The following is a 22,008-nucleotide window of genomic DNA, read 5'->3' as shown; positions in this document are numbered from 1 at the left end:
GTGGCGGCTATCAATACACAAGCGGCGGTATTCTGTGTGTTCCGAGATTTCCCAGCAAAACCAAAGCGAAAGACTGATACTTTGGCTTTTCAATAGAATAGGTATTCCACCTACAGCCGGCAGATGATGAAAGTTACCCCCGCTGAACCGAAAGGGTATGATGACGCAGGGATCTGATGCCGCCTGTCTGTTTTGCAGATGAGTCGTTCACCGGAAAACGTGAGTGGAGTTTTTTCCGGAAACAATCCGGCAAATGTGCTGTGACAACCAAAAAAAAAGATGAAAATATTATTCGTCTCTTTTCTCGACTTCGACGATCAGGTTTTCCATAACCTTATCGACCGCATCCCAGGTCGGGTTTGTCTGTCCCGGCTTTCTCACGATGAACGGTCTTCCCTCGTCGCCGGCCTTGCGCATCTCAATATCAATCGGGATCGATCCAAGATACGGCACCTCATACTGCTTGGCTGCCTTTTCTCCTCCGCCCTTGCCGAAGAGATCCACGACCTCACCGCAGTGCGGGCAGACCATACCGGACATGTTCTCAATGATACCGAGCACCGGCAGATCCATCATCTCCACGAACTTGATTGCCTTGGTGGAATCAAGCACGGCAACATCCTGCGGAGTGGTAACGATAACCGCACCTTCCACGTTTGGTGCAAACTGCACGATGTTCAGCGCCTCGTCACCGGTTCCCGGCGGCAGATCGACGACGAGATAGTCAAGGTCTCCCCAGTCAACATCTCCCAGAAACTGCTGGATTGCCGCAGCCTTCATCGGTCCGCGCCAGACGATCGGGCTGTCGGTGGTGTTCAGGAGAAGCGCCATAGAGACGACTTTCAGGGAACCGGTAACTTTTACCGGCATGATCTTATCGCCGATTGCCTGAAGTTTCAGATCCTCAATGCCGAGCATCTTTGCAATGCTCGGGCCGTGAATATCCAGATCAAGAAGACCGGTCTGGTATCCGTGGTTTGAGAGTGCATATGCAAGGTTTACGGAGACCGTACTCTTGCCGACACCGCCTTTTCCGGAAAGAACAAGAATCACATGGCGTACGCTGATATCTGCTTTCTTCGGCTGCTGGCAGGTATCGGTCTTCTGCGTGCATCCGTCGCAGTTACCGTCACATCCTTCGGGTTTGTCTGACATTTCAATTTCACCTGTAATGTAAGCCTATATAACTTATTGCATACTCTGTTATACGGTGGAGAGTATATCCTTTGCGAATTTGGCGTGGGAGAAAAAATCCATTCACCCGCGGGTATCCGGGACATCAATTCCTTCGTAATAGGGTTTTATGTCCAATACCGGCGTTTCATCAATAGCCTCAAGACCCCGCACCGTGATGCGGGTTTGGGTGACGGAAACGATCGTTACCAGCGTCAGAGAGATCGGATTAGGCCGAACCGGCGCACGGGTTGCAAATACACCGGTCAGTTCCCGGCGCCCTCCGTGGGGAACAACCTGCAGAATGTCGCGTTCGGATCGATCAAACCAGCAGAGAATGAATACCGGATCGCCTTCAGACAGCCCCAGAAGTCCGTCGGAATACTCGGGGTATATCTCAATTGTGCTGAGTTTGTCCGTATGTCTTCCCTGATGAGGGGCATCCTTTCGTTCGGAAAAAGGTGAGTGAACAATACCGATAGGTCTGCATTCAATGGGGCCGCAGCGTTTCTGATGTTTCGCGGCATTTTTTTCTGCTGCAAGCGTGTCAAGCGCGTTGTTGCACAGCCAGTCGCAGGATCCGATGTACGCATTTTCCCGCGGAACATGCACATACACCACCTCTGCGTAGACGGATGCGGCCTGTACTGCTTCGTCATAGAGAGGTCTGAGGGTTTTTGAGCGCATCGCATACGTTCCGATCATCTGTGAGATCATCAGTTCACTGTCCGAGAAGACAGTGAGTGTTGCGGATGCCGGATCACAGTACTTTTTTGCGGCGGCGAGAGCTCCCAGAAGTGCCGTGTACTCGGCAGTGTTGTTGGTCTGCACCCCGAGAACCCGCACTTCGGACTCCAGCACCTCGCATCCCCGAAGAATCAGCCATGCAGCCGCTGCTTCTCCCGGGTTTCCGCGGCTTGCACCGTCGGTGTAGATGGTCAGTTCGTCCATACGATTTCTGTTGCCTCTCCTGCTATTTATTGCTGGGGATTTGGGACAAGAGGAGTTTTTCCCCAATCTATACTTCTATTAGGTTTTCAGGAGAGTGTATTGTATGCAACAGATAACCATCCACCTCGGAGCAAACGGTATTACCCCTTCAAGTACGTTTTCCGGCGGCAACATCTCACCGAAGATCGAACTGACCGGTGTACCCGCAGAGGTAAAATATATCGCAGTAATTGTACAGAACAAATCCGGCGACGGAAAGATGCAGTGTATCTGGTCAATCTGGAACATTCCCTCGGTAGGGTACATTCCGCCGGGATACGAGCATGGTCCGGTACCGGGATTTCCGTTCCCCGCAGTTCAGGGCATCAATGATTTCGGGGAACACGGCTGGCACGGTCCGGAGCCAAAACTCGGCAGTCAGGAACGGATGCTGTTCCAGGTTTTCGGTCGTGCGGAGCCGATTGCAATCTCTGCGGATGCAAAAATGGACGATGTGATCGAATCACTCCGCGATGGAAACACCATTGCCTACGGAAGTCTTGAGTCAACCTATTTCGTCTGACTCTCCTCTCTTTTTTGCGGTGTGCCGCATCTGTCAGAAAAATACCGGAAAATATGCCGCGGCTGTACATGATCGGTGCGCGAGGGTAAATCCGGGGATTATACGGGATAGATTTGCGGAACAAATTCTCGTTATTTTCAAAACAGGCAGCAGTATGCCGATTTTTCCGTGCCCCGACAAACAGCTTTATACACCCCAAAAGCACATGTAGATTTATGTCACACAAAGAGGCAAAAAAGGCAGCAGCTCCGGTTGCAGACGCAAAAGTCGAAGCACCGAAGGCAACCGGCAAGCACGCAAAGAAGAACTAACTTCCTGCCGTGTACTGGTTTAATGAACAGATGAGTTTGTGAACAACTGTGTGACACCCCCGGATATCCGATACGGATATCGAGCCTGCCACAGGCACCATGACCCGTGTTCCCGGGAACTGTTCCGGGAACACCGACATGCGCAGATAGACTGTTTTTTCGGGATTGTATATTTCCGCAAAGTTGACATGCGGAGAGTGCACAGATACACACATGGTACTGATTACTGAAGAGATAAAAGGGCAGATCGAAAAAGTAGGGGTCTGTCACCTGATCACCGCATCAAAGTCCGGAGTACCCAATGCCGCACCGATGGGAGGTCTGTGGGTAATGGACGATGATACCATCTGGATCGCAAACAACTTCATGAACAAGACCGCAGCAAACGTACGGGAAAACCCACAGGCAGCACTCCTTGTCTGGAGCCGTGAGATTGGCAACTGTATCCAGCTCAAAGGATACGCAACCCTCGAGTCCGGTACACCCGAACACGCGAAGATGATGGCGATGATGGAGGCAAAAAAGCCGGGACTCCCCAAAAAAGAACTGCTGAAACTTGTGGTAAAAGAGATCTACACCTGCATGCCGGGACCGGCAGCAGGTTCGAAGATCGCATAACTTTTTTTTATTTTGGTTACCTTTCCTGCCGGATTCCGCGCAGTTTCCGAATCGCATGCGACGACCGGGCGAAGAACGCGGAGAGGAAGAAGGAAAACTCCGCCGACCATACATCCGTTCCGGACAGTACCTCATATCCCGATTCCTCCATCACCTGACGAACATGTTTTCCCAGAGAGCCGGAGAGAATCTTCGCCGAATCTGCAAGCAGTGATGCAGCGGTCGTGTACTTGCGGCGGACCTCGGTGTAGTAGCGGTCCTCCTCAATCCAGGGACCGGCAAACTCTTCCTGCAGCAGATACTTGTCCACGAACCGGTCGGCATTTTCGTGATTCCATACCGGCGGACCGGCGCGGACAACGATCTCCGGCAGCCGGTCCACGAGCAGTTCAAAAAGAATCAGCGAGTTTTCCGCTCCCATCGAAACTTCGGCGCGGTGAATCTGGAATTCTTCGGCGACCAGCATGGATCGAACCGATTCCATACTCTTGCGCAGCTGCGGAACGACCGTATCGGCAACATAGGGGGGTGTTTTCAGTCGTATGGCAAGCATTGCGGTTCCCCGCTGCTGCAAAACAGCGGCAAACTCGGATCTGCCCATCTGCGTTGGAGAATCGGCAATGAAATAGACCGGACTTGGTTCTGCACAGTAGTCACGCGCCAGTTCCATGAACTCCGCAAACCGCGTCGGGGTAAGGGCGGCGGCAACGTTGCGGTCCTTATCAGTTGGATCGATCACCACCAGCGGTTCGGAGAACTTTTTCCGGACGGTCTTTTTGTCGGGATAATATCCTTCAATATCGATGACTTCACCGTAACGGAATTCGGATGCCGCCTGCATGAATTCGGAAAATCCTCCGTACGCAAGAATCAGCAGTTCGCAGAGATACCCGGAAAATCCGCCTGTCATATGATCCGAACCGTAGACGCCTCCGCCTTTGGCAAACTGTTTGAGCAGAAGCACATCCTCGCGGAGGGGGGCGATCTTGGGAAGAAGGTAGCGGGTGTGGAATGGTGTGCGGTCAACAGCGCATTTCATCTCGGCGGTTGAGGCAACATGGTAGCAGGGGACAAGGTCCACATCGAACCCCTCAATCACCGCGTTCAGATACGGATGCTCGGCATACTTTTCCTCCGCGGTTCCGGAGAACTTTTCCACCACCGCATACGCTGCGGCAAGTCCTTTCTCCTGCAGCTCCTCGCGGGGCAGTTCCGGCGGGAACAGCATGAAGATGTCGATGTCTTTGTCGCCTTTTACCCAGGTACCGCGGGCAACCGAGCCGGTCATCATCGCGGGGACACCTGCCGCTTCATAGACTGCTGCGATGAGTTTTTCTCCCATCTCCTGCGCTGCGGCGCGCTCGGCATCGGTAGGGAGCACGCGGGCTAAGACCTCCGCTTCGATTGGATTTCTGGTCACAGCTTCACTCCTGCAATTGTTTCATATATGGGTCCCGACGGGGTTAATGTACTCTTTTTGAACACCACCTCACCAATCGTGCAGGTGCCAAAGGACGGCTGCTGTTTCAGCGCGGCAATCCTGGGAAGAAGCGCAGGCGAGTAGTCCCGGACACGGGCAATGGTCAGGTGCGGGGAGAAGGGTTTTGGATCTTTTGCAATACCCAGAGGCAGCAGAAGTGCATCAATCTGCCGTGCAAGGTCTGCGGTCGCGCCGTCGTCTGCGATCTCAGCCTTAATGACACGCGGCGGTCTGCCGAATACTCCTGCACCGGAGACGGTTATCTGATAGGGGGATGCACGAATGCCCTGTAAGGCCGCGGTGATCGGGGGAATCTGTGATTCGGATACTTCGCCAAGGAACCTGAGCGTGATATGCATCAGTGGAGCCTGCACCGCAGTTATCCGTGCCGGTGTGCCCTGCAGGCTGTGTCCTGCGGCAGCAAGAGCGGCTTTGATTTCGTCCGACGGTTCCACTGCAATAAATGTCCGCACCATGTATGGGTAAGTATATGGGCGGTTGAAAAATAGGAGTTTTCGGCTCCGCGTTACCGGCAGAGCTGTTCAAAGACCCGGACAATATCCCGCGACGCACCCACATCATGCACGCGGACAATATCCGCACCGTTCTCCAGTAGGTAGAACAGCACCCCGAGTGTTCCGTAGAGACGTTCATGCGCCGGTTTTCCAATACAATCGCCGATGAATGTTTTGCGGGAAACTGCGGCGAGCAGCGGGCAGTTATACTGCTTCAGTCCGGAGAACTGCCGGCAGAGGTCCCAGTCCGCGGCAAGCGGCCGATCGGAAACCCATTTACCGATGCCCGGATCGAGAATAAGATTGCAAATGCCGTACTTCCCGGCACGGTCAAGTATTTCCTGCAGTGCAGCATGCGTTCCTGCCAGGTCCAACGGGTCGCCGGGGAGCCGGTGTGCTGCCATTGCAATCACCGGCAGGCCGGAGTCTGCGGCGAGTTTTGCATATTCCGGATTTCCAAGACCGTTGATGTCGTTGATGGCGGCGAGATCATAGTGCAGGGCGGCGTCCAGTACTTCGGGATGCATGGTGTCAAGCGACAGAACTGCACCGTATCCGTCAAGTTCTTTCATTGCGGTAAGTACCCGTTCCCGTTCGTCCGCAACCGTCAGCGGCGGGGCGTTGAGCGCGGTACTGCGGGCACCGAGGTCGATGATATCCGCTCCTTCGCGGATCATTTCTTCCACACGGGTAACAACCTGATCACAGGGGGTGAACGAGTCCGAAAAAAAGGATTCGGGACTGATGTTCAGAACTCCCATGATTTTCGGGGAGGTTTCCCCTCCGATGCGGATATTTTTAATCCTGATTTCCATTTCAGATCGCCTGCGTGCCTTTACTCCCGAATCTCCGGGTAGAGCGGATAGCGCAGGCAGAAGGTGGTAACTTCTTCCTTGGTCTCGGCAATCAGGCCGGCGTCATCGATGTGATGGAGCACGCGGGAGATCCACTCTCCCACCTGTTTGCACTCCTCTTCTTTCATGCCGCGCGTGGTGATGGTCGGTGTTCCGAGGCGCAGGCCGGAGGTTTCAAAGGGTGAGAGGTGCTGGCGCGGGATGGTGTTTTTGTTTACCGTGATGCCGGCTTTGCCGAGGGCAACCTCTGCCTGCTGACCGGAGATTCCCTGTTCCGAGAGATCGAGGAGACAGAGGTGGTTGTCGGTTCCGCCGGTGACGAGACGGAATCCATTGTCCATCAGGGTCTGGGCGAGCACTTTGCAGTTTTTGACGACCTGCTTTGCGTAGTCTTTGTACTCGCTGCTGAGGGCTTCGCGGAAGCAGACAGCCTTTGCGGCGATGACGTGCATGAGGGGGCCGCCCTGCATGCCGGGGAAGACTGCTTTGTCTATCGCGTTTGCGTACTCTTTGCCGCACATGATTACACCGCCGCGCGGGCCGCGGAGGGTTTTGTGCGTGGTGGAGGTGACGTAGGTGGTGACGCCAACCGGGGAGTTGTGCAGGCCGGTGCAGCAGAGGCCGGAGATGTGGGCGATGTCGGCCATGGAACGTGCACCGACATCCTCGGCTATTTCGGCAAAGGCTTTGAAGTCAATTTCTCTGGGGTAGGAGGATGCGCCGCAGACGATTAAATCAGGCCGGGTTTTACGGGCGAGTGCTTCGATTTCTGCATAGTCCAGGAGTTCGGTGTCAAGGTTCACGCCGTAGGCGGTGACGTCGTAGTACTTGCCGGAGATGTTGGCCGGGTCGCCGTGGGAGAGGTGACCGCCGTTGTTGAGGCTCTGGCTGAGGATTTTGTCGCCGGGTTTGAGGAAGGAGAGGTATACTGCCTCGTTTGCCTGACTGCCGGAGTGCGGCTGGACGTTTGCGTGTTCGGCACCGAAGAGCCGGCAGAGCCGGTCGCGGGCGATGTTTTCGATCTGGTCGTGGAATTCGCAGCCGCCGTAGTAGCGTTTGCCGGGATATCCTTCTGCATATTTATTGGTGAGAATGGTCCCCATGGCTTCCATGACTTCGCGGGCAACGACGTTTTCGGAGGCGATCAGTTCGAGTCCTTCGACCTGACGCTTGTACTCTTTGTTGATGAGATCAGTGATTTCCGGATCAAACTGCCGCAAAAACGACATATCTGTTGTCTGGGCGAGAAATGACATATCCCATTATTGGCGATGGGATAATATAACCGTCTCGGTCACCGGTTTTTTTGAAAAAATGTTTGCGGGCTGTACGGGGTGATGGCGGCTTTTTTGTGTGTTGCAGTCTGCGGTTTGAAAGAGAATGAGAGGAAGCCACGGTTCCGGTCAATGGTGTGCGGGGTTTTGCGATGCTGCTTTCCCCGGTATCTCCGTTTTTGCGAGGGGCGAATGGTTTTTGCATCTTTGCGGGGATCCGTGTGCGAGAGGAGAGAAAACCCGATCCCGATGGGGTCCCCTGCTGGTTTTACCGGATGCGGGTTCTTTTTCTGCTGTGCTTCAGTGCATGAGGAGGAGGAGGAGGATGGAGAAGCAGAGAAAAAGAAGGAAGATACTGATGAGTGCGATGATTCCTTTGATTTTAATCATGATAGGTTCCCTGTTTTTTCCGGAGTGATGCAAGAGAGGTTTTCTCCTGCATGCATTCCGTTTTTTTTCAGAATTTTCGCCGCTGCGGCCGTACAAGGAAATGAATGTCTGTAGAGTGCACAGGGATAAGACCTGTGCCGGAGGGAGCGGAAATGTCATTCCGCTCTTGCGTTGTTTGTGCGGGTGTGCAGCGTTTTTCGATTCTGACCGGTTTGTTCACCGGTGTCGGCGGACACCTTTCTTTGCGATGATGCGGGGCAACCGGCCGGATGCTACGGTCCCCGCCGTTAGCGGATACCATTCTGCGTGGGAGCGGAACTGGTTGCGGCCGGTCGGGTTTTCCGGGATTCATGAGTTTACGATTTTTTTTGAGGATCCCGGAGGTGCTTTGTCATCAGTTGTCTGCGGCTGAGAAAGGTGTCCTGTGCCGCCGGAGGGGCCAGGAGAGATGGAGAAGAGATGTTTGTCTCTTCTTAGTCTTTTCTCCGCAGCAGGACTCCTGCGGCAAGGAGGCCGAGGAGTGCGCCGCAGAGCGGTGCGGGTGCCTGGGTCAGGGTTGGCAGGGAGGCCGGGTCACCGGTGTTTCCGTCAGATGTCTGAACGACTGTGATGGTGCCGGCCGGTTTGGTTTCGGCGGGTTCCGGTCTGATGGCTGTGCTTTCCGGAGGTGCGGCGGTTGGTTCGGGGGTTGCAGATTCTATGATTTCTGCGCCGCCTTTTTCGTAGACGATGGCGAACGGGGAGAAGGTTTGCGTCGCTGCGATGTAGTTTGCGGCGCCGCGTTCTTCGCCGAGGTAGTGGGTCCTGAGTGTTACCCATTTGCCGCCGATGAAGTGCCGGAGGGAAACGTCATAGACCGTGAGGCCGCGGTCGGTGAGGAGGGCGACCGGGACACTGAACTCTATCTGGGCATATCCTTCGAAGGCCGGGCCGGTGATGTCAATGACGATGTAGCTGTCCGGAGGCGGGGTGACGCCTGCAGGGTCGCTGTCAAGGATGACGGTTCCGGTGGTGCCGGGGGCGAAGGATACACCGGTGATGCCGGTTACGGTGCCAAAGGTTACCTTTCCGGTCCCGCTGACAGTTCCGGAGGTGGTTGTGCTGTAGCCGTCGCCGCTGTCGCCGGACGGCTGCGGCGGGACCGGGGGTACGGGCGGGACGGGAGGTGTTGAGGTCCAGTTTGCGTACAGCGTGATGGTACGGGTGTCGTTTTTCCAATGACCGGTGCTGTTCGCATAGCCTGCAACTGTTTGTATCTTGCCGTCTTTGTCAAATATCTGCGTGCCTGTTCCATTCGTACCGGTAGTTTCGTTGTACCAGCCGAGGAAGGTGTAACCGTTCCTTGTTGGCTTCGGAGTAATATCGGAAACTAATTCATCGTAGGTGAAGGTAATCGTACCACTGGTAGGAGTGGTGTAGTTTTCAAGGGTGACGATTGTTTTGTTTGCCGTCCAGTTCGCAGAGAGGGTGGTGTCCCGCGTAATAGTGAACTTGTCACCGCCATGTAAGAGGGCGCTGCCGTTCCACCATCCGTTGAAGGTGTGTCCGGTTTTGCCCAGATTACCGGTATTATCAAGGACGGTGACGATCTCACCCGAAGCGTAGCCTCTCGTATCGATCGGGACAGTACCGCTGGTGTTGCCGTTGCCGTCGTAGGTGACGTGGTAGTAGGTGACGGGAGCGCTGCTGGTGAGAGCAAGTGTCTTCTTCTCATAACCGCTGACGGTGACGGTGATGTCCCCCGTGCCTGCCGCAGTTGCCTTGAGGGTGATGTTATAGGGGTATTTGTCATCCTCGTTGAATTTGCCAAACTCATTGCCCTGCAACATCCAGCTGACGGTTTCGTTTTTGAGTTCACCATACGTGGTATTGGTGATGTTTGCGCGGATGACGACACCCGCATCACCAATGAGGATGTCAAGCGAACCAATGGGATCTCCAGTAGTCGCATTCTCGAACTGGATCTCCGGCACCGGCGCGGTGTAGGAGGAGCCATGCGTATAGATTACCGGGACTCCGCCAAGGGTGATGTTCAGCGGGGTAATATTGAGCTGGTAGCTCTGCCCCGGTATAAGGTCGGTGAGCTGAACGGTGGTTGGAGTGCCTGCTGCTATTGCGTCGCTAATCTGGTTAGAGCTGATGTCCGCCGGATTGCTGATGTTGGTGAGGTTGACCCATGCACCGGTTGCGCCAGCGAGGCTGGTATTGAGCGTGAAGGTGACGTTTGCCACAGTAGTGTTGTAGGGGATGATCTTCGCGTCCCCTACCTCAGGCATATTTGCGACAATTCTGTGATCCCTGTCAACATCCGGGATGGTATATGTGGTGCCGGTTATCTCTGGTTTTATGTTGGCTCCGTTGTCCGTGAACGAACCAACGGTGCCTGTGATAGTGAACGATACAGATTTTCCGTCCATATAATGCAATTTTCCGCTGGGAATAATCGTTCCGCCGTTACCGGAAATCGCGTAGACTTCATGCGTTTTGTTCAGATGCAGTGCATCCGCACCTGCCGGTGCTGCACCGGACTGCCATGCGAGAATAGGAAGCCGGTAGTCTGGATCGGTACTCATTGTCCAGTTTCCACCGTCACCAAATGTCCAGCCGAGACCTTCATAGAATGATTGATTGCCCCAGATCATCAGCGTACTCGCGTTGGTAGCGTTGTTTCCGCCAGGTTCGGAGACAGGATAGCTGATGCTGCCGCTGATGTTGAGTTCCATGTGCCGCCATGCATAGATGTTTTCCATTGTCGGACATCCACTGATGAATCTCCCAAAGTAACTAATATCACTACTCACGTTCATCCACTGGTTTAATGCAACGGAGTTCGTGACGCTGCTCTCGGATTCTCCCGCAAGACCACCGGTATATGAGGTGGAGGCGATTACCTTACCTGTTGCGTAGCAGTTCGTGATGCTGCCTTCGATATACCCCACCAGTCCACCGGCATATTGGCCGTCGGCAGTGACATCCCCTGTCGCATAGCAGTTTTCGATGCCGTTGCTACCTTCGGAATACCCGATCAGACCTCCTAAATTGACATCTATGAAGCCTGTGGCAGTTACTGCCCCTGTTGCGTAGCAGTTCGCAGTGATAATAATGTTGTCGTTCCGCCCCACCAGACCACCGATACAGACAAAGTATTCCTCAGTATAGGTAGCGGTTACCTTACCTGTTGCGTGGCAGTTTGTGATGGTACTGTCGGAGGCAGACCCCACCAGCCCACCGATATATAAGTAGATGTTGTCAACGGGGGAGGAGGAGGTTACCGTACTGGCGGCGTGGCAGTCTGTGATGATACTGTCGGAAACATACCCCGCCAGTCCGCCTGCAGAGGAATAGGCGCCGGTGAGGGTGGCACTTACCGCACCACTCACGCTTACATTTTTGATCGTCGCACCCTCAACCCTGCCGAAAAGACCGGCGACGATGGCGGAGGAAAGAGTCACATTCATGTTCGTGATGTTCTTGTCATTTCCGTTGAACGTGCCTTGGAAGGATGTAGCTGATGTATTCCCGATCGGTGTCCAGTAGTGTTCACTCAGATCGATGTCATCATTAAGCTCGAAGTATTTTCCACCATAGGTAGTTCCGGAGTTCACCTGCACCGCAATACCGGCAAGCTGCTTCGCGGTCTCGATTAGGTATGGGTCATTCTCCAAGTCACCACTACCCGCCCACGAAGTATCATAATTTCCCGGATCCGTCCAATTCCCGCTTGGTCCCGCCGCACTGACCGCTCCCGTCATCAACATACACACAAGCAAAAAAACAGCAAACAAGAGGCACATCCGGCTTCTTCCCGCCGGAATCAGCGACCGCAGACCTGCATCGGCGGCACGAATTATGGAAAACAGTCGGGACATCATGAAAACTCCCTCCGCATATCCTGAATATCGGGGAGCGTCAGCGTGTTCGTACCTGCTGCATCACGTATGCGGTGGTGCTGATGTTCCCGCCACACACGCATTTCATAGGAGAGCACGGAATGCATCCCCCCGAAATCCTTTTTTACTGTCATGTCCACATCCTACAGGACAGAATCGGAGAGAGGCGATGACATGCACGGCGGAGCCGTCATTCGCTACCGATTATATCCTTTTATAGTAGGATATAACGCGGAAAATTCCTTAATTGAAATTTCATCATATATGCAGTGTGCGCACAAAAAATCAGACAAAATTTGCGGCTCAAAAAAATATGCCTGAGCTATACTCCCGAAATTTCATTTCAGGACGTTCTCTTCAAAAAATGCGGGAAACTACCCCAATGCACAAGCCGGGGCATATTCAGATGAATTGGGGATAGTATTATATCGTGGATAGTACTAAATACTACTATAACAGGATTCAATATTTGATGAAACCATGGGGAAACCGGTGCGCGAACAAACCACAAAAACAGCAGGGATTGCGACTGCATAATCTCAGATATATAATTTGTTTTTACTCGCGATTATTGACATCATCGCGTATAAATAGTTCTTCGTTACAATTTCCCCGAAGAAACCTCTGAAACCCACGTTTTTCCCCAAAATTATAACTACTGACGGGATGATAGATCACATTCATCCCCGGACGTTATAGATCCGGACGACACACCAATCACGGAGGTGAACACCCCGGAACCAGAACTCAGCACCACAAAACATACCCGGAACAAACATCAGATGTCTTCCCGGTTTCCGCCACTCACAAGGGAAAAAGGAACAGACATCTTTTCTTTCCGTCGTCCTCCGACGGAGGCATCCCCCGACAACCATCCGGAAGACAGAAGACAGTCCCCAGAAGACAGATCGTTTCCCGCATGCACAGACACAACCGCAAACCGCAACACCGCAAAAGACAGCTAGAACGTCCGCCTCAAAATCCACGACCCAACCGGCGAAAACTACTTCCTCAGCTTCACCCGCTCGGACAAAGCGGTTGATCCGGAACATGGAGAGAATAACACACCAGAAAAAGAGAAACATCACCATGGACACCCTCACCACCCTCCTCATCATCGGTCTCGCCGCACAGGGCATCGCATTCGCCACACTCGTCCTCGCCCTTCCCCTCTACACATTGGCGGACAGATGGCTTGACCGCACCCACCACAGCACCGCACACGAACACCGGGACTAAATCCCCCGGACTTTTTTCCAAGAAATTCCGCAGACACACCCGCGGAACTCATGGAAAAAAAGCAGACCCTCAAAGCCCGCTTTTTTCCAGCTCATCAGCAATCTGTGCAAGGAGAATCTTATCCTCCAGCTCCTTTGCAAGAGCCTCCGCCTTCCCGAAATCGATAAGTCCCTGTTCCAGATCCCCGCAATCAATCCGCGCAAGACCCCGGTTCAGATACGCCAGCGCCAGCCAGTGTCCTTCACCCTTCGTCCGGTCGGCATGGACAATAATATACGTCAGATCCTCCGCCGCACGATCAGCATGACCAAGTTTCCGGCAGATATCCGCACGATTATAACGAATCGGCACACACCCGGAAAACCGGTCAAGCGCCGCCGTATAATCCGCGACCGCCTCAGCGTACCGTTCCATCTCCTGAAACGACGTCCCGCGGTAATAATAGTAATTCACATTCTCCGGATTTTCGGCAAGTGCTTTCGTAAACCACTCGGCACTCTCCGCAAAATTCCGGGCAAGATACGCCTGCATCCCGTTCTGGAAAAACTCATCCGCCGCAGTCATAGCATCCCCCGCAGAGACCCGATGCGCGTCCCGTACTCCTCAATCATCTCTGAAAGCTCAAGCAGCCTCACCCACTCCTCCGGAATGGCCCCGCGTCCGAGAGAAGCCCCCGCAATCTGTCCCGCAACCGACGCGGTCACACTCGAATCCCCGCCGTGATTTGTCGCCGCACGAACCGCATCAGTAAAACTACCCTCATGCCGGAGCGCACAGAACAACCCGATCGCAAGCGCCCGTTCCGCCGTCTTTCCCGTACCAAGCATGGCAACCGCCTCCGTATCCAGAGTATCCCCATCTGCAAGAACAAGCGCCGCCGAAAGTCTTGCCGCGGTTTCCTCGCCCCAGGAAAGCTTTGCAGTCTCCTCCAGAACCACAGAAGCTGCATCCGGAAGTGCCGACCCCGCAACCAGATGAGAAATCAACGCCGAAAACGCACCGGCGGCGCGGTATCCGTCCGGATGCCCATGCGTCAGCGCAGCAATCCTCTCACCAAGAACACGTGCCTCCCGGGGTGCCGCAACATATCCTGCCGGCGCGGTCCGCATCATTGCATCCGACGATTTACTCGTATTAATCCGCATCTCCACACTTCCCATGGCACCCGAATGCAACGCCGCAAGCGTTGTTACTGCAGGTGCACGGGTAACATACATCTCAGGATGGACAAGCAGTCCCGTTGCCGCACGCTGAACCAGACCTCCGTCCTGCGTGTACAGCCATCGCAGATAGGACCGGTACACCGACTTCACCGGATCCGTCCCCGTCTTTGCCGCGTGAATCAGACCCTCCACCGTAAACAGCGTCAGCTGTGTTGCATCCGAAAAACATGCCAAACCCGTGTGCGGATTTGGCACAAGACATCCAGGAAGACCAGCAGCTCCGTACTTCCTCTCAATATCATCGAAGCTCGTGAACTTCACCGGATAGCCGAGCGCATCGCCGAGCGCCCCCCCGACCAGCGAGCCGGTAACACGAGAGGTACAGGAATTCATACTGAAATGTTTGTCCTGCTCCCTATTAGGATTGTCGGGGAAATGATCAGCACACATCCGTGAGTTACGACGAGTATTTATCGAAAAACGATAAATGAATCTGGTGTATAGTAAATGGGTAGCGGACAGAATCAAAGACCGTCTTCTCCAAAGGAAAAGCGGTTATACAATCGCGCAAAAATAGGTAAATCAATAATGAAAATCTCTCACTCCTTCCTGATTGGAGCACTCGTCCTCACCCTGCTGTGTGCCGGAGCTGCTGCTCCCGCGGCAGCAGAAGTCACCGGACAGGTCTCGGTGACCAGCCTGACCATGGACCCCGAAGTCCTCATGCCGGGCGACACCGCAATCGTAACCGCAGTCATCAAAAACTCCGGAACAACCTCCGTCTCCATCGGCCGTGCGCTGATCATGGGAGTAAACGAAGTATACTCCTCCGAAGACAAAGCCTACAACAGTGTCGGCATGCTCGGACCGGGCGATGAAATGACCTTCACCTTCCCGATTACCTCCCGCGGCGCAGTCGGTACTTTTTACCCGATGCTCTACCTTGACTTCCTCGACGCAGGACTGACCAGTCTCAAGTACACCTTCGCCGTCCGCGTTGACAACACCCAGCTCTCGGTCGCCCTGATCGATCAGCCGGACGCATTCGGTCAGAGCCGGAACGAAAAAGTCACCATCCGTGTCGGAAACCCGCGTGCCAACAGCTTAAACGGAATCCAGATCACCGTCACCGGTGACGGTGTCTCCTCAAAACAGACCACCTACTTTGTCGGAAAACTCGATCCCGATCAGCATGTCGATGCAAACCTGACCGTCGTCGTGGACAAACCGACCGACATCTCCTTTGACGTAAGTTACCGGAACGGCCAGAACCTGCACACCAACTCGGTGCAGATTCCAGTAGAACTCGGTGAACGCAAAGTCCGCGCCGAAATGGTCTTAAACAACATCGTGGTTTCCAACAAAGGAACCTACTATCAGGTCACCGGCGACGTCAACAACGCAGGACTGGAAGACGCAAAGTCCATCATGGTCACAACCGCCAAAGCAACACCAACTGCCCCGATGGAAACCTATGTGGTCGGATCGCTTGAACCGGACGGAATTGCCGAGTTCGATGTGACCTTCACCAACCCGGAATCCAACGTCGTGGACCTTGTGGTCACTTACAAGGACGCGGATGGTAACCCGTACGACACCACCGTTCAGGTAACGCTTCAGGGTGCCGTTATCTCCGGCAGCGGAACATCTGCAAACGAGGGTTCTCCCCTCGGCATTATCGTTGCCGCAGTGATCATTCTCCTGATTGCAGGATGTGCAGCGGTTGCATGGCGGCGCGGACTTCTTGACGACATAAGGAAGAAATAAACCATGTCCGAGGTTCCGGTTGTTGAACTCGTTGATGTCTATAAGGTCTATCACATGCCCGCAGGCGATGTACATGCCTTAAACGGCGTCACGTTTTCAGTGATGGAGGGCGAGTTCGTGGCCATCATGGGCCCGTCCGGTTCGGGAAAGTCCACCCTTATGAACATGATCGGATGTCTGGACGTCCCGACAATGGGCGAGATGTACATCGACGGCCGCAGCGTCAAAGAGATGACCGACGACGAACTGACCATTCACCGCCGCGACCGTATCGGCTTCATCTTCCAGAAGTTCAACTTAATCGGCCTTCTGACCGCGTATGAAAACGTCGAGTATCCGATGATTCTCAAGTACGGCAAACGCGATGATACCGGCAGACCAAAAGAACTGCTCGCAAGTGTCGGCATTGACGAAGCAAAAATGACCCACACGCCGTTTGAACTGTCCGGTGGTCAGCAGCAGAGGGTGGCAATTGCCCGTGCCCTTGCGAACGATCCGGCGCTTCTCCTCTGTGATGAACCGACCGGAAACCTCGACTCCAAGATGAGCGAACAGATCATGGCTCTGCTTCAGGATCTGAACAGGAAAGGAAGAACCATCGTCATGGTTACGCACGACCCGCACACCGCGACATATGCAAACCGGACGATCGTTATCCGTGACGGGGAAATTGTGAATGAATAAAAAGAAGAACGCATCGGCTCTCAATAAAATTGTCTCCCCGATCATTTTTGAACTGTCAATGCGGAATCTGCGTCTGAACTTCCTGCGGTCAATGCTTTCAATGATCGGCATTATCATCGGTGTTCTGGCGATTACCTCGCTTGGCATGATGGGAGCTGCGTTTTCAACGGATATGACGTCGCTTCTGTCATCATCAACGAACTCGCTGACAATCACATCGAATGAGGAGAAAACGGTGGACGGCATCTCCGTAACCGGGCTCTCCTCAAAAGATATACGCGACATTGAAGCAGCGATCCGGTCAGTCACCTCGGACTACTCGCTGATTCCTCTCTATCAGGGAGGAAGAGTAGTAAAGTTCCAGAACAAAGAATTTGGCGCCCAGACCTATGGTCTCAAACCCGGCGACATTCCCGAACTGGTGACGATTCTGAGTGGAAAAGTTCCCCGCGGCACAGAAGGAGTTCTGATCGGCGAAAAGCTTGCAGACGACCATGATCTCCGTATCGGCAGCCGGCTTACGATGACGGACAAGAACGGTGCAACGAAAGCTGTGCGTGTTGTGGGTATTCTGGAAAACACCGGCATGTCGCTGACGTTTTCCACCGATAGTGCAATTGTTGGAACGACAACCTGGTATGAATCAATCGTAAACACGCACAATCTCTACAGTTCTGCAATGGTGAAGACCGGCAATCTGGATAATCTGGACCCCATCTCCTCCGCGATTGAAAAGCGGCTGAACGGACGCGCCGACCGTGACACAGACAACCGGGTGTCTGTTATCGATGCACGGCAGTTTGCAGAGATGATGCAGGAGGGGCTTGGTATGATCTCGCTCTTCCTCGTTGCCATTGGCGGCATTTCGCTGCTGGTTGCAGCGGTTGCCATCTTCAACGTGATGCTGATGAGCGTGAAAGAGCGTATCCGGGAGATCGGTATTCTCCGCAGTATCGGTACGCTCCGCAATCAGGTACTGCTGATGTTTCTGTATGAGTCGGCGATCATCGGTCTTATCGGTGCGATGATCGGCGGTATCCTGAGTGTCGGTGCATCGGCCTTGGTGATCGGCCTGCTGTTTGGCAACATCAGTCTGATGTTTGCCCCAGAGGTTCTGATTTACATCCCGTACGGCATTGTGATAGGCATTCTGGTCTGTCTGCTGTCGGGTCTGTACCCGGCATGGAAGGCAGCAAATCTGAATCCGGTGGATGCACTGGCTTCGGACTAAGAAAGATATGCAGGTTCGCCTGCATATTTTGTACCAATCTTTTCTTTCTCACCCTGCCCCTCGCCAGTACACAATCAATCAGAATAAAAACCCCTAGAGAGATTTTTCCGGAGTGAATAAAAAATGAAAAAATGGTCCGTTCCACAGCACACCGCAAAACCCCGGTTAGATAAATCCGGCAAGTTTTCCCGCCGCAGTCCGTGCTGCATCAAACGCTGGATTATCAAAAAGATCCACCGGGCCGGAGAGTTTCCCGTCAGCAACAGAAAAACCAAGAGCCACTACGGGAACAACACCGCGAACCACAGCCCTGCCGTCACACAGACTCACCGGGCAGAGTATCCCTTCCGGCAAGACGCGGGGACGGGCAAACACGCCGCAGAGTTCCGCGGTGGTCGGGTACGGACACTCCGCACGGGCGATCATCACCACGCCCGAACCGGCGGATGCCGCAGGAGTATCCGCATCAGCAGCGACACCCACGATTGCGGAACGCTTTGACGCAGCAATCAGTCGGTGCAGATCCTGCGGCGTCTGAAACATTGCGGCATCCTCAGTGCAGAACACAAAACCGTTTCCGTCCGCAAGAGCAGGGGTTGCAAACGGATCGGCAAACTGGGAAAGCAGAACAGGGTTCCAGAACTTCGGAGCAGATGCATCGGCAAGAAACAGCACAAACGGTTCACTCTCCCGCTCCGCAAACGACAACCCGCACATTACGGGCTTTTCATTGCGGGAAAACAGCCGCCGCTTTCCTGCCGTCTCCGCAGCCGCCGCAATCGCTGCATCCTTCAGGGCCGTAACCAGCGGTGACGATCCGCCTTCTCCATGCACCATTACCATCACCAGCCAGTCGGCAACATGCGTCACCAGCGAATCCGTCAGAAGTGAGCCTTCAGCCTCTTTTAACACCTTTGCCGCCCGCTGCAGGACATCCGGAAAAATCGCCGCAGACCCGGCAATACCGCCGAGCGGCAGAGCACACACGGAAATTGTCGTTGTCATATGTTACGCATGGTGAATTTTTTCGATTGCTGCAATCATGCCGCGGCTGCCGACATAGATAGGTGTTCTCTGATGCACCCGTGCAGGCACCACCGCAAGCGTACTTGAAACACCATTGGAAACAGCTCCTCCCGCCTGGGACGCCAGAAATCCGATCGGATTAACCTCAAACACCAGCCGAAGCTTTCCGTCCGGCGACTTCGTCGTCGGCGGATACGCATACACCCCGCCGTACTTCAGCACCTGATGGAAATCCGCAACAAACGAACCCGAGTACCGGTTCTTGCCGCCCGCCGCCTCAATATCTGCGATGAACGCTGCATGCTCCGGCAGCCACTCCGTCCGGAGACCCCCCGAACCATAGAGATTTCCTTCCGGAATCTGCACATTGTCCTGCATCAGCTGATACACACCGTCGCTGTTCAGGGCAAAGATCGCAACACCGCGCCCGACCGAAAGCGTAAGCGTCGTCATCGGCCCGTAGAGCATATAAAACGCAGCTTTCAGATTCTTTCCCGGCTGCAGCACATCACCGTCGTAAATGCCCACAATGGTACCCACGCACAGGTTCACCGAGATAAGCGAAGACCCGTCAAGAGGATCCATCACCACCGAATATTTTGACGATGAAGAGAATGTGGTGATGTCATCCTGTTCCTCGGAGGCGACCGCATGTACAAGCCCGCTCTTTGCAAGGACACGGGTAATATGCGTATCGGCCCAGGTGTCCATTGCAGCCTGCTGCTCTCCGGAAGCATTTGTTGAGTCAGCATAACTCTGGTTGCTGATGAACGCAGCACGGATGGGTGCCGCCTGATCCGCAATTAAGAGAATTATTTTGCTGAGATCTTCATATACGCCGGAGTTTTTGAGATATTCCTGTAGGGTCGTCATGAATATTCACTGGAGTATATATTGGACGTGAACGGTAATAAGGGATACATCACCGGTAAGACAGAAGCACTATATGTGCTGTTTGCGGATGAGTACAGCAATGAACGATCTCCCCGCGGACTTTGACGCCTTCTCCGAACAGCACCGGAAAAATTTTCTGAGGGTTCGTGCGCTTTCCCGCGAGAACCCCATCGTCGGCACGTTCTGTACTTTTGTTCCCCGCGAACTGATCCGGGCCGCAGGAGCGGTGCCCGTCTCACTCTGCGGCGGAACGGACACCACCATTCCCGCAGCAGAAACTGACCTTCCGGTCAATTTCTGCCCGCTGGTGAAGTCCAGTTACGGATCGCTTCGGAGCGACCGCTGCCCCTACGCGCATTTTGCAAAACTTATCGTGGGCGAAACAACCTGCGACGGCAAGAAAAAGATGTTTGAGTACATCTCTGAAGAAATCCCGGTGCACGTGATTCATCTCCCGCAGACGATCGATGAGGACAGCATCGCGCTTCTGACGATCGAGTTCAGAAAGTTTGCAAAACGGCTGGAAGAGATCTTTGGCGCAGTCATCACGGATGAGATGGTGCGTGATCAGATCCGTGCACAGAATGCAGAACGGCTGGCGCTCGCAGATGTGTATCATCTTGCAAGAGAAGATCCGCCCCGGATTTCCGGCAGGGAATTATTTGAGATGTTCAACTCCGTTACGAGCTCATATGAACCCGCCGGGAAACTTGCAGAACTTCAGAACCTCAAAGAAACATATACCGCCCGGCCGGTTCCAATGCGGCACCTGAAACGTATTCTCCTCACCGGATCTCCGGTAACCAAAGCGACGGTCAAAGTCATCGACGCAATAGAAGCCGCCGGAGGCACGGTCGTATATCTTGAAGGCTGCATCGGCTCACGGGCAGCCGAACTCCTGGTGGACGAGGAAAATCCCGATGTCTACGATGCACTCGCCCGCAAGTACATCAGAATCCCCTGCTCCTGCATGACACCAAACACCGCCCGGCTTGAGATCATCGGGAAAAAGATCGATGAGTACCGGGTTGACGGTGTGGTTGACATGGGTCTGGTTGCCTGCCACACCTTTAACGCGGAGAGTACAAAACTCCGCGGATATGTGTCCGGGGTGAAAAAGACCCCGTTCCTGCATCTGGAGACTGACTACTCCTGTGCAGATACCGGCCAGATTTCAACCCGCCTGTCTGCATTTCTGGAGATGCTGTAAGATGTATTCGCTGGGAATTGATGCAGGCTCGCGTTACACGAAATTTGCTTTGCTGCAGGATGGTGCGGTTGTCCGGCTCGCGATGGTTCCGTCCGGCTGGAACACGCGCGAACTCACCGAAAAGATGTGCGGTAAACTCATGCAGAAACACGGGATTTCACGATCAGAGTTGTTTATTACGGCAACCGGCTACGGCCGCGTCTCGGTTGACGCGGATGCGGCAGTCACCGAAATCACGTGCCATGCGCTGGGGGTTCATTACCTGAATCCTGCGGTACGAACGGTGATTGACATCGGCGGTCAGGACAGCAAAGTCATCGTCTGTGAGGAAAACGGAGCTGTTGCAGATTTCATTATGAACGACAAGTGCGCCGCGGGAACCGGAAAATTTCTTGAGATGATGCTTGAGACCCTCGGCGAGACGTTTGCAACACTGGATGCTGCGGTTACAGGGGCGGTTCCGGTCCGGATTACGAGTACCTGCGCGGTCTTTGCCGAGTCAGAGGTCATCGGTTTGCGGGCGTCCGGGGCAAACCGTGCAGATATTCTTGCCGGCGTCATCGCCTCCGCTGCCGAAAAGGCCGCAGGTCTTGCGGCACGCGTACGGGTTGCAGATGTTGTCTTTCTCTCTGGCGGTCTGTCAGCCAGCAGTGCGGTTCGCACTGCTCTGGAAGAACGGCTGAGTCGCCCGGTGGTTACCTCTCCCGATGCACAGTTTGCCGGGGCAATCGGTGCAGCACTGAAGGGATTTTGAGACAGGATCCTGCTTTTCAAAA

At 54.1% G+C, this 22,008-nt stretch carries 20 protein-coding genes; 9 read left to right on the top strand and 11 right to left on the bottom strand.

Features of this window, described 5'->3' with window-relative positions; translation table 11 throughout:
• Positions 1 to 288: 288 nt before the first annotated feature.
• Together O0S09_RS05600 and tsaA are read right to left on the bottom strand one after the other, a co-directional pair.
• Positions 289 to 1,155, bottom strand: coding sequence for an Mrp/NBP35 family ATP-binding protein (locus O0S09_RS05600; RefSeq protein WP_268922983.1), 867 nt, complete (start codon positions 1,153 to 1,155; stop codon positions 289 to 291).
• Between the two features lie 102 nt (positions 1,156 to 1,257).
• Positions 1,258 to 2,124: a tRNA (N6-threonylcarbamoyladenosine(37)-N6)-methyltransferase TrmO gene (gene tsaA / locus O0S09_RS05595; RefSeq protein ID WP_268922982.1), complete on the bottom strand. Its 867-nt coding sequence runs from the start codon at positions 2,122 to 2,124 to the stop codon at positions 1,258 to 1,260.
• A gap of 103 nt (positions 2,125 to 2,227) precedes the next feature.
• Between tsaA and O0S09_RS05590 the strand changes: the two genes are divergently transcribed.
• A complete protein-coding gene (locus tag O0S09_RS05590) occupies positions 2,228 to 2,686 on the top strand; it encodes a YbhB/YbcL family Raf kinase inhibitor-like protein (RefSeq protein WP_268922981.1) in 459 nt (152 codons plus the stop codon).
• A 524-nt stretch (positions 2,687 to 3,210) separates the two neighbouring features.
• Positions 3,211 to 3,615, top strand: a complete 405-nt coding sequence (locus O0S09_RS05585; RefSeq protein ID WP_268922980.1) for a pyridoxamine 5'-phosphate oxidase family protein — start codon at positions 3,211 to 3,213, stop codon at positions 3,613 to 3,615.
• Positions 3,616 to 3,631: 16 nt separating this feature from the next.
• Here the strand turns inward: O0S09_RS05585 and cca are convergent, their stop codons facing one another.
• Genes cca through O0S09_RS05565 form a run of 4 tightly spaced genes read right to left on the bottom strand, consistent with a single transcriptional unit; the run spans position 3,632 to position 7,693 of the window.
• Positions 3,632 to 5,035, bottom strand: coding sequence for a CCA tRNA nucleotidyltransferase (gene cca / locus O0S09_RS05580; RefSeq protein WP_268922979.1), 1,404 nt, complete (start codon positions 5,033 to 5,035; stop codon positions 3,632 to 3,634).
• Positions 5,032 to 5,571 (bottom strand): RNA 2',3'-cyclic phosphodiesterase, encoded by a 540-nt coding sequence (thpR, locus tag O0S09_RS05575; RefSeq protein ID WP_268922978.1) that lies wholly within the window; start codon positions 5,569 to 5,571, stop codon positions 5,032 to 5,034. The genes cca and thpR overlap by 4 nt, the downstream gene beginning before the upstream one ends.
• 50 nt (positions 5,572 to 5,621) lie before the next feature.
• Entirely contained in the window at positions 5,622 to 6,425 is an 804-nt protein-coding gene (gene folP, locus O0S09_RS05570) for a dihydropteroate synthase (RefSeq protein ID WP_268922977.1), read from the bottom strand.
• Between the two features lie 20 nt (positions 6,426 to 6,445).
• Positions 6,446 to 7,693 (bottom strand): serine hydroxymethyltransferase, encoded by a 1,248-nt coding sequence (locus O0S09_RS05565; protein WP_268923042.1) that lies wholly within the window; start codon positions 7,691 to 7,693, stop codon positions 6,446 to 6,448.
• 237 nt (positions 7,694 to 7,930) lie between these two features.
• Between O0S09_RS05565 and O0S09_RS05560 the strand changes: the two genes are divergently transcribed.
• Positions 7,931 to 8,242, top strand: coding sequence for a hypothetical protein (locus O0S09_RS05560; RefSeq protein ID WP_268922976.1), 312 nt, complete (start codon positions 7,931 to 7,933; stop codon positions 8,240 to 8,242).
• A gap of 359 nt (positions 8,243 to 8,601) precedes the next feature.
• On the opposite strand, the gene O0S09_RS05555 is transcribed toward O0S09_RS05560, so the two are convergent.
• Positions 8,602 to 12,000: a GLUG motif-containing protein gene (locus tag O0S09_RS05555; RefSeq protein ID WP_268922975.1), complete on the bottom strand. Its 3,399-nt coding sequence runs from the start codon at positions 11,998 to 12,000 to the stop codon at positions 8,602 to 8,604.
• A 1,068-nt stretch (positions 12,001 to 13,068) separates the two neighbouring features.
• On the opposite strand from O0S09_RS05555, the gene O0S09_RS05550 reads away from it, so the two are divergent.
• Positions 13,069 to 13,257 carry a hypothetical protein gene (locus O0S09_RS05550; protein ID WP_268922974.1) on the top strand — a complete coding sequence of 63 codons (189 nt, stop codon included), beginning with the start codon at positions 13,069 to 13,071 and terminating at the stop codon, positions 13,255 to 13,257.
• Between the two features lie 69 nt (positions 13,258 to 13,326).
• Here the strand turns inward: O0S09_RS05550 and O0S09_RS05545 are convergent, their stop codons facing one another.
• Both O0S09_RS05545 and O0S09_RS05540 read right to left on the bottom strand, forming a co-directional pair.
• Positions 13,327 to 13,821 carry a tetratricopeptide repeat protein gene (locus O0S09_RS05545; protein ID WP_268922973.1) on the bottom strand — a complete coding sequence of 165 codons (495 nt, stop codon included), beginning with the start codon at positions 13,819 to 13,821 and terminating at the stop codon, positions 13,327 to 13,329.
• On the bottom strand, positions 13,818 to 14,813 hold the full coding sequence (locus O0S09_RS05540; protein WP_268922972.1) for an ADP-ribosylglycohydrolase family protein: 996 nt from the start codon (positions 14,811 to 14,813) through the stop codon (positions 13,818 to 13,820). Before O0S09_RS05540 ends, O0S09_RS05545 begins: the two co-directional genes overlap by 4 nt.
• A gap of 195 nt (positions 14,814 to 15,008) precedes the next feature.
• On the opposite strand from O0S09_RS05540, the gene O0S09_RS05535 reads away from it, so the two are divergent.
• From O0S09_RS05535 to O0S09_RS05525, 3 genes are read left to right on the top strand one after another with little or no spacing between them, the layout of a single operon-like run.
• On the top strand, positions 15,009 to 16,187 hold the full coding sequence (locus O0S09_RS05535) for a COG1361 family protein (RefSeq protein WP_268922971.1): 1,179 nt from the start codon (positions 15,009 to 15,011) through the stop codon (positions 16,185 to 16,187).
• A gap of 3 nt (positions 16,188 to 16,190) precedes the next feature.
• On the top strand, positions 16,191 to 16,871 hold the full coding sequence (locus tag O0S09_RS05530) for an ABC transporter ATP-binding protein (protein WP_268922970.1): 681 nt from the start codon (positions 16,191 to 16,193) through the stop codon (positions 16,869 to 16,871).
• A complete protein-coding gene (locus tag O0S09_RS05525) occupies positions 16,864 to 18,102 on the top strand; it encodes an ABC transporter permease (RefSeq protein ID WP_268922969.1) in 1,239 nt (412 codons plus the stop codon). Before O0S09_RS05530 ends, O0S09_RS05525 begins: the two co-directional genes overlap by 8 nt.
• Before the next feature lie 165 nt (positions 18,103 to 18,267).
• Here the strand turns inward: O0S09_RS05525 and O0S09_RS05520 are convergent, their stop codons facing one another.
• Together O0S09_RS05520 and O0S09_RS05515 are read right to left on the bottom strand one after the other, a co-directional pair.
• Positions 18,268 to 19,107 (bottom strand): fructose 1,6-bisphosphatase, encoded by an 840-nt coding sequence (locus tag O0S09_RS05520; RefSeq protein WP_268922968.1) that lies wholly within the window; start codon positions 19,105 to 19,107, stop codon positions 18,268 to 18,270.
• A gap of 3 nt (positions 19,108 to 19,110) precedes the next feature.
• Entirely contained in the window at positions 19,111 to 20,001 is an 891-nt protein-coding gene (locus O0S09_RS05515; protein WP_268922967.1) for a class 1 fructose-bisphosphatase, read from the bottom strand.
• 100 nt (positions 20,002 to 20,101) lie between these two features.
• Between O0S09_RS05515 and O0S09_RS05510 the strand changes: the two genes are divergently transcribed.
• The gene (locus tag O0S09_RS05510) at positions 20,102 to 21,232 is read left to right on the top strand and encodes a double-cubane-cluster-containing anaerobic reductase (RefSeq protein WP_268922966.1); all 1,131 of its coding nucleotides are present in this window, start codon (positions 20,102 to 20,104) and stop codon (positions 21,230 to 21,232) included.
• Position 21,233: 1 nt separating this feature from the next.
• On the top strand, positions 21,234 to 21,986 hold the full coding sequence (locus tag O0S09_RS05505) for an acyl-CoA dehydratase activase (RefSeq protein WP_268922965.1): 753 nt from the start codon (positions 21,234 to 21,236) through the stop codon (positions 21,984 to 21,986).
• Positions 21,987 to 22,008 lie beyond the last annotated feature (22 nt).

Source organism: Methanocorpusculum vombati, assembly GCF_026891935.1.
Classification (GTDB): Archaea; Halobacteriota; Methanomicrobia; order Methanomicrobiales; family Methanocorpusculaceae; genus Methanocorpusculum; species Methanocorpusculum vombati.
This window is presented reverse-complemented; position numbering and strand designations above follow the sequence as displayed.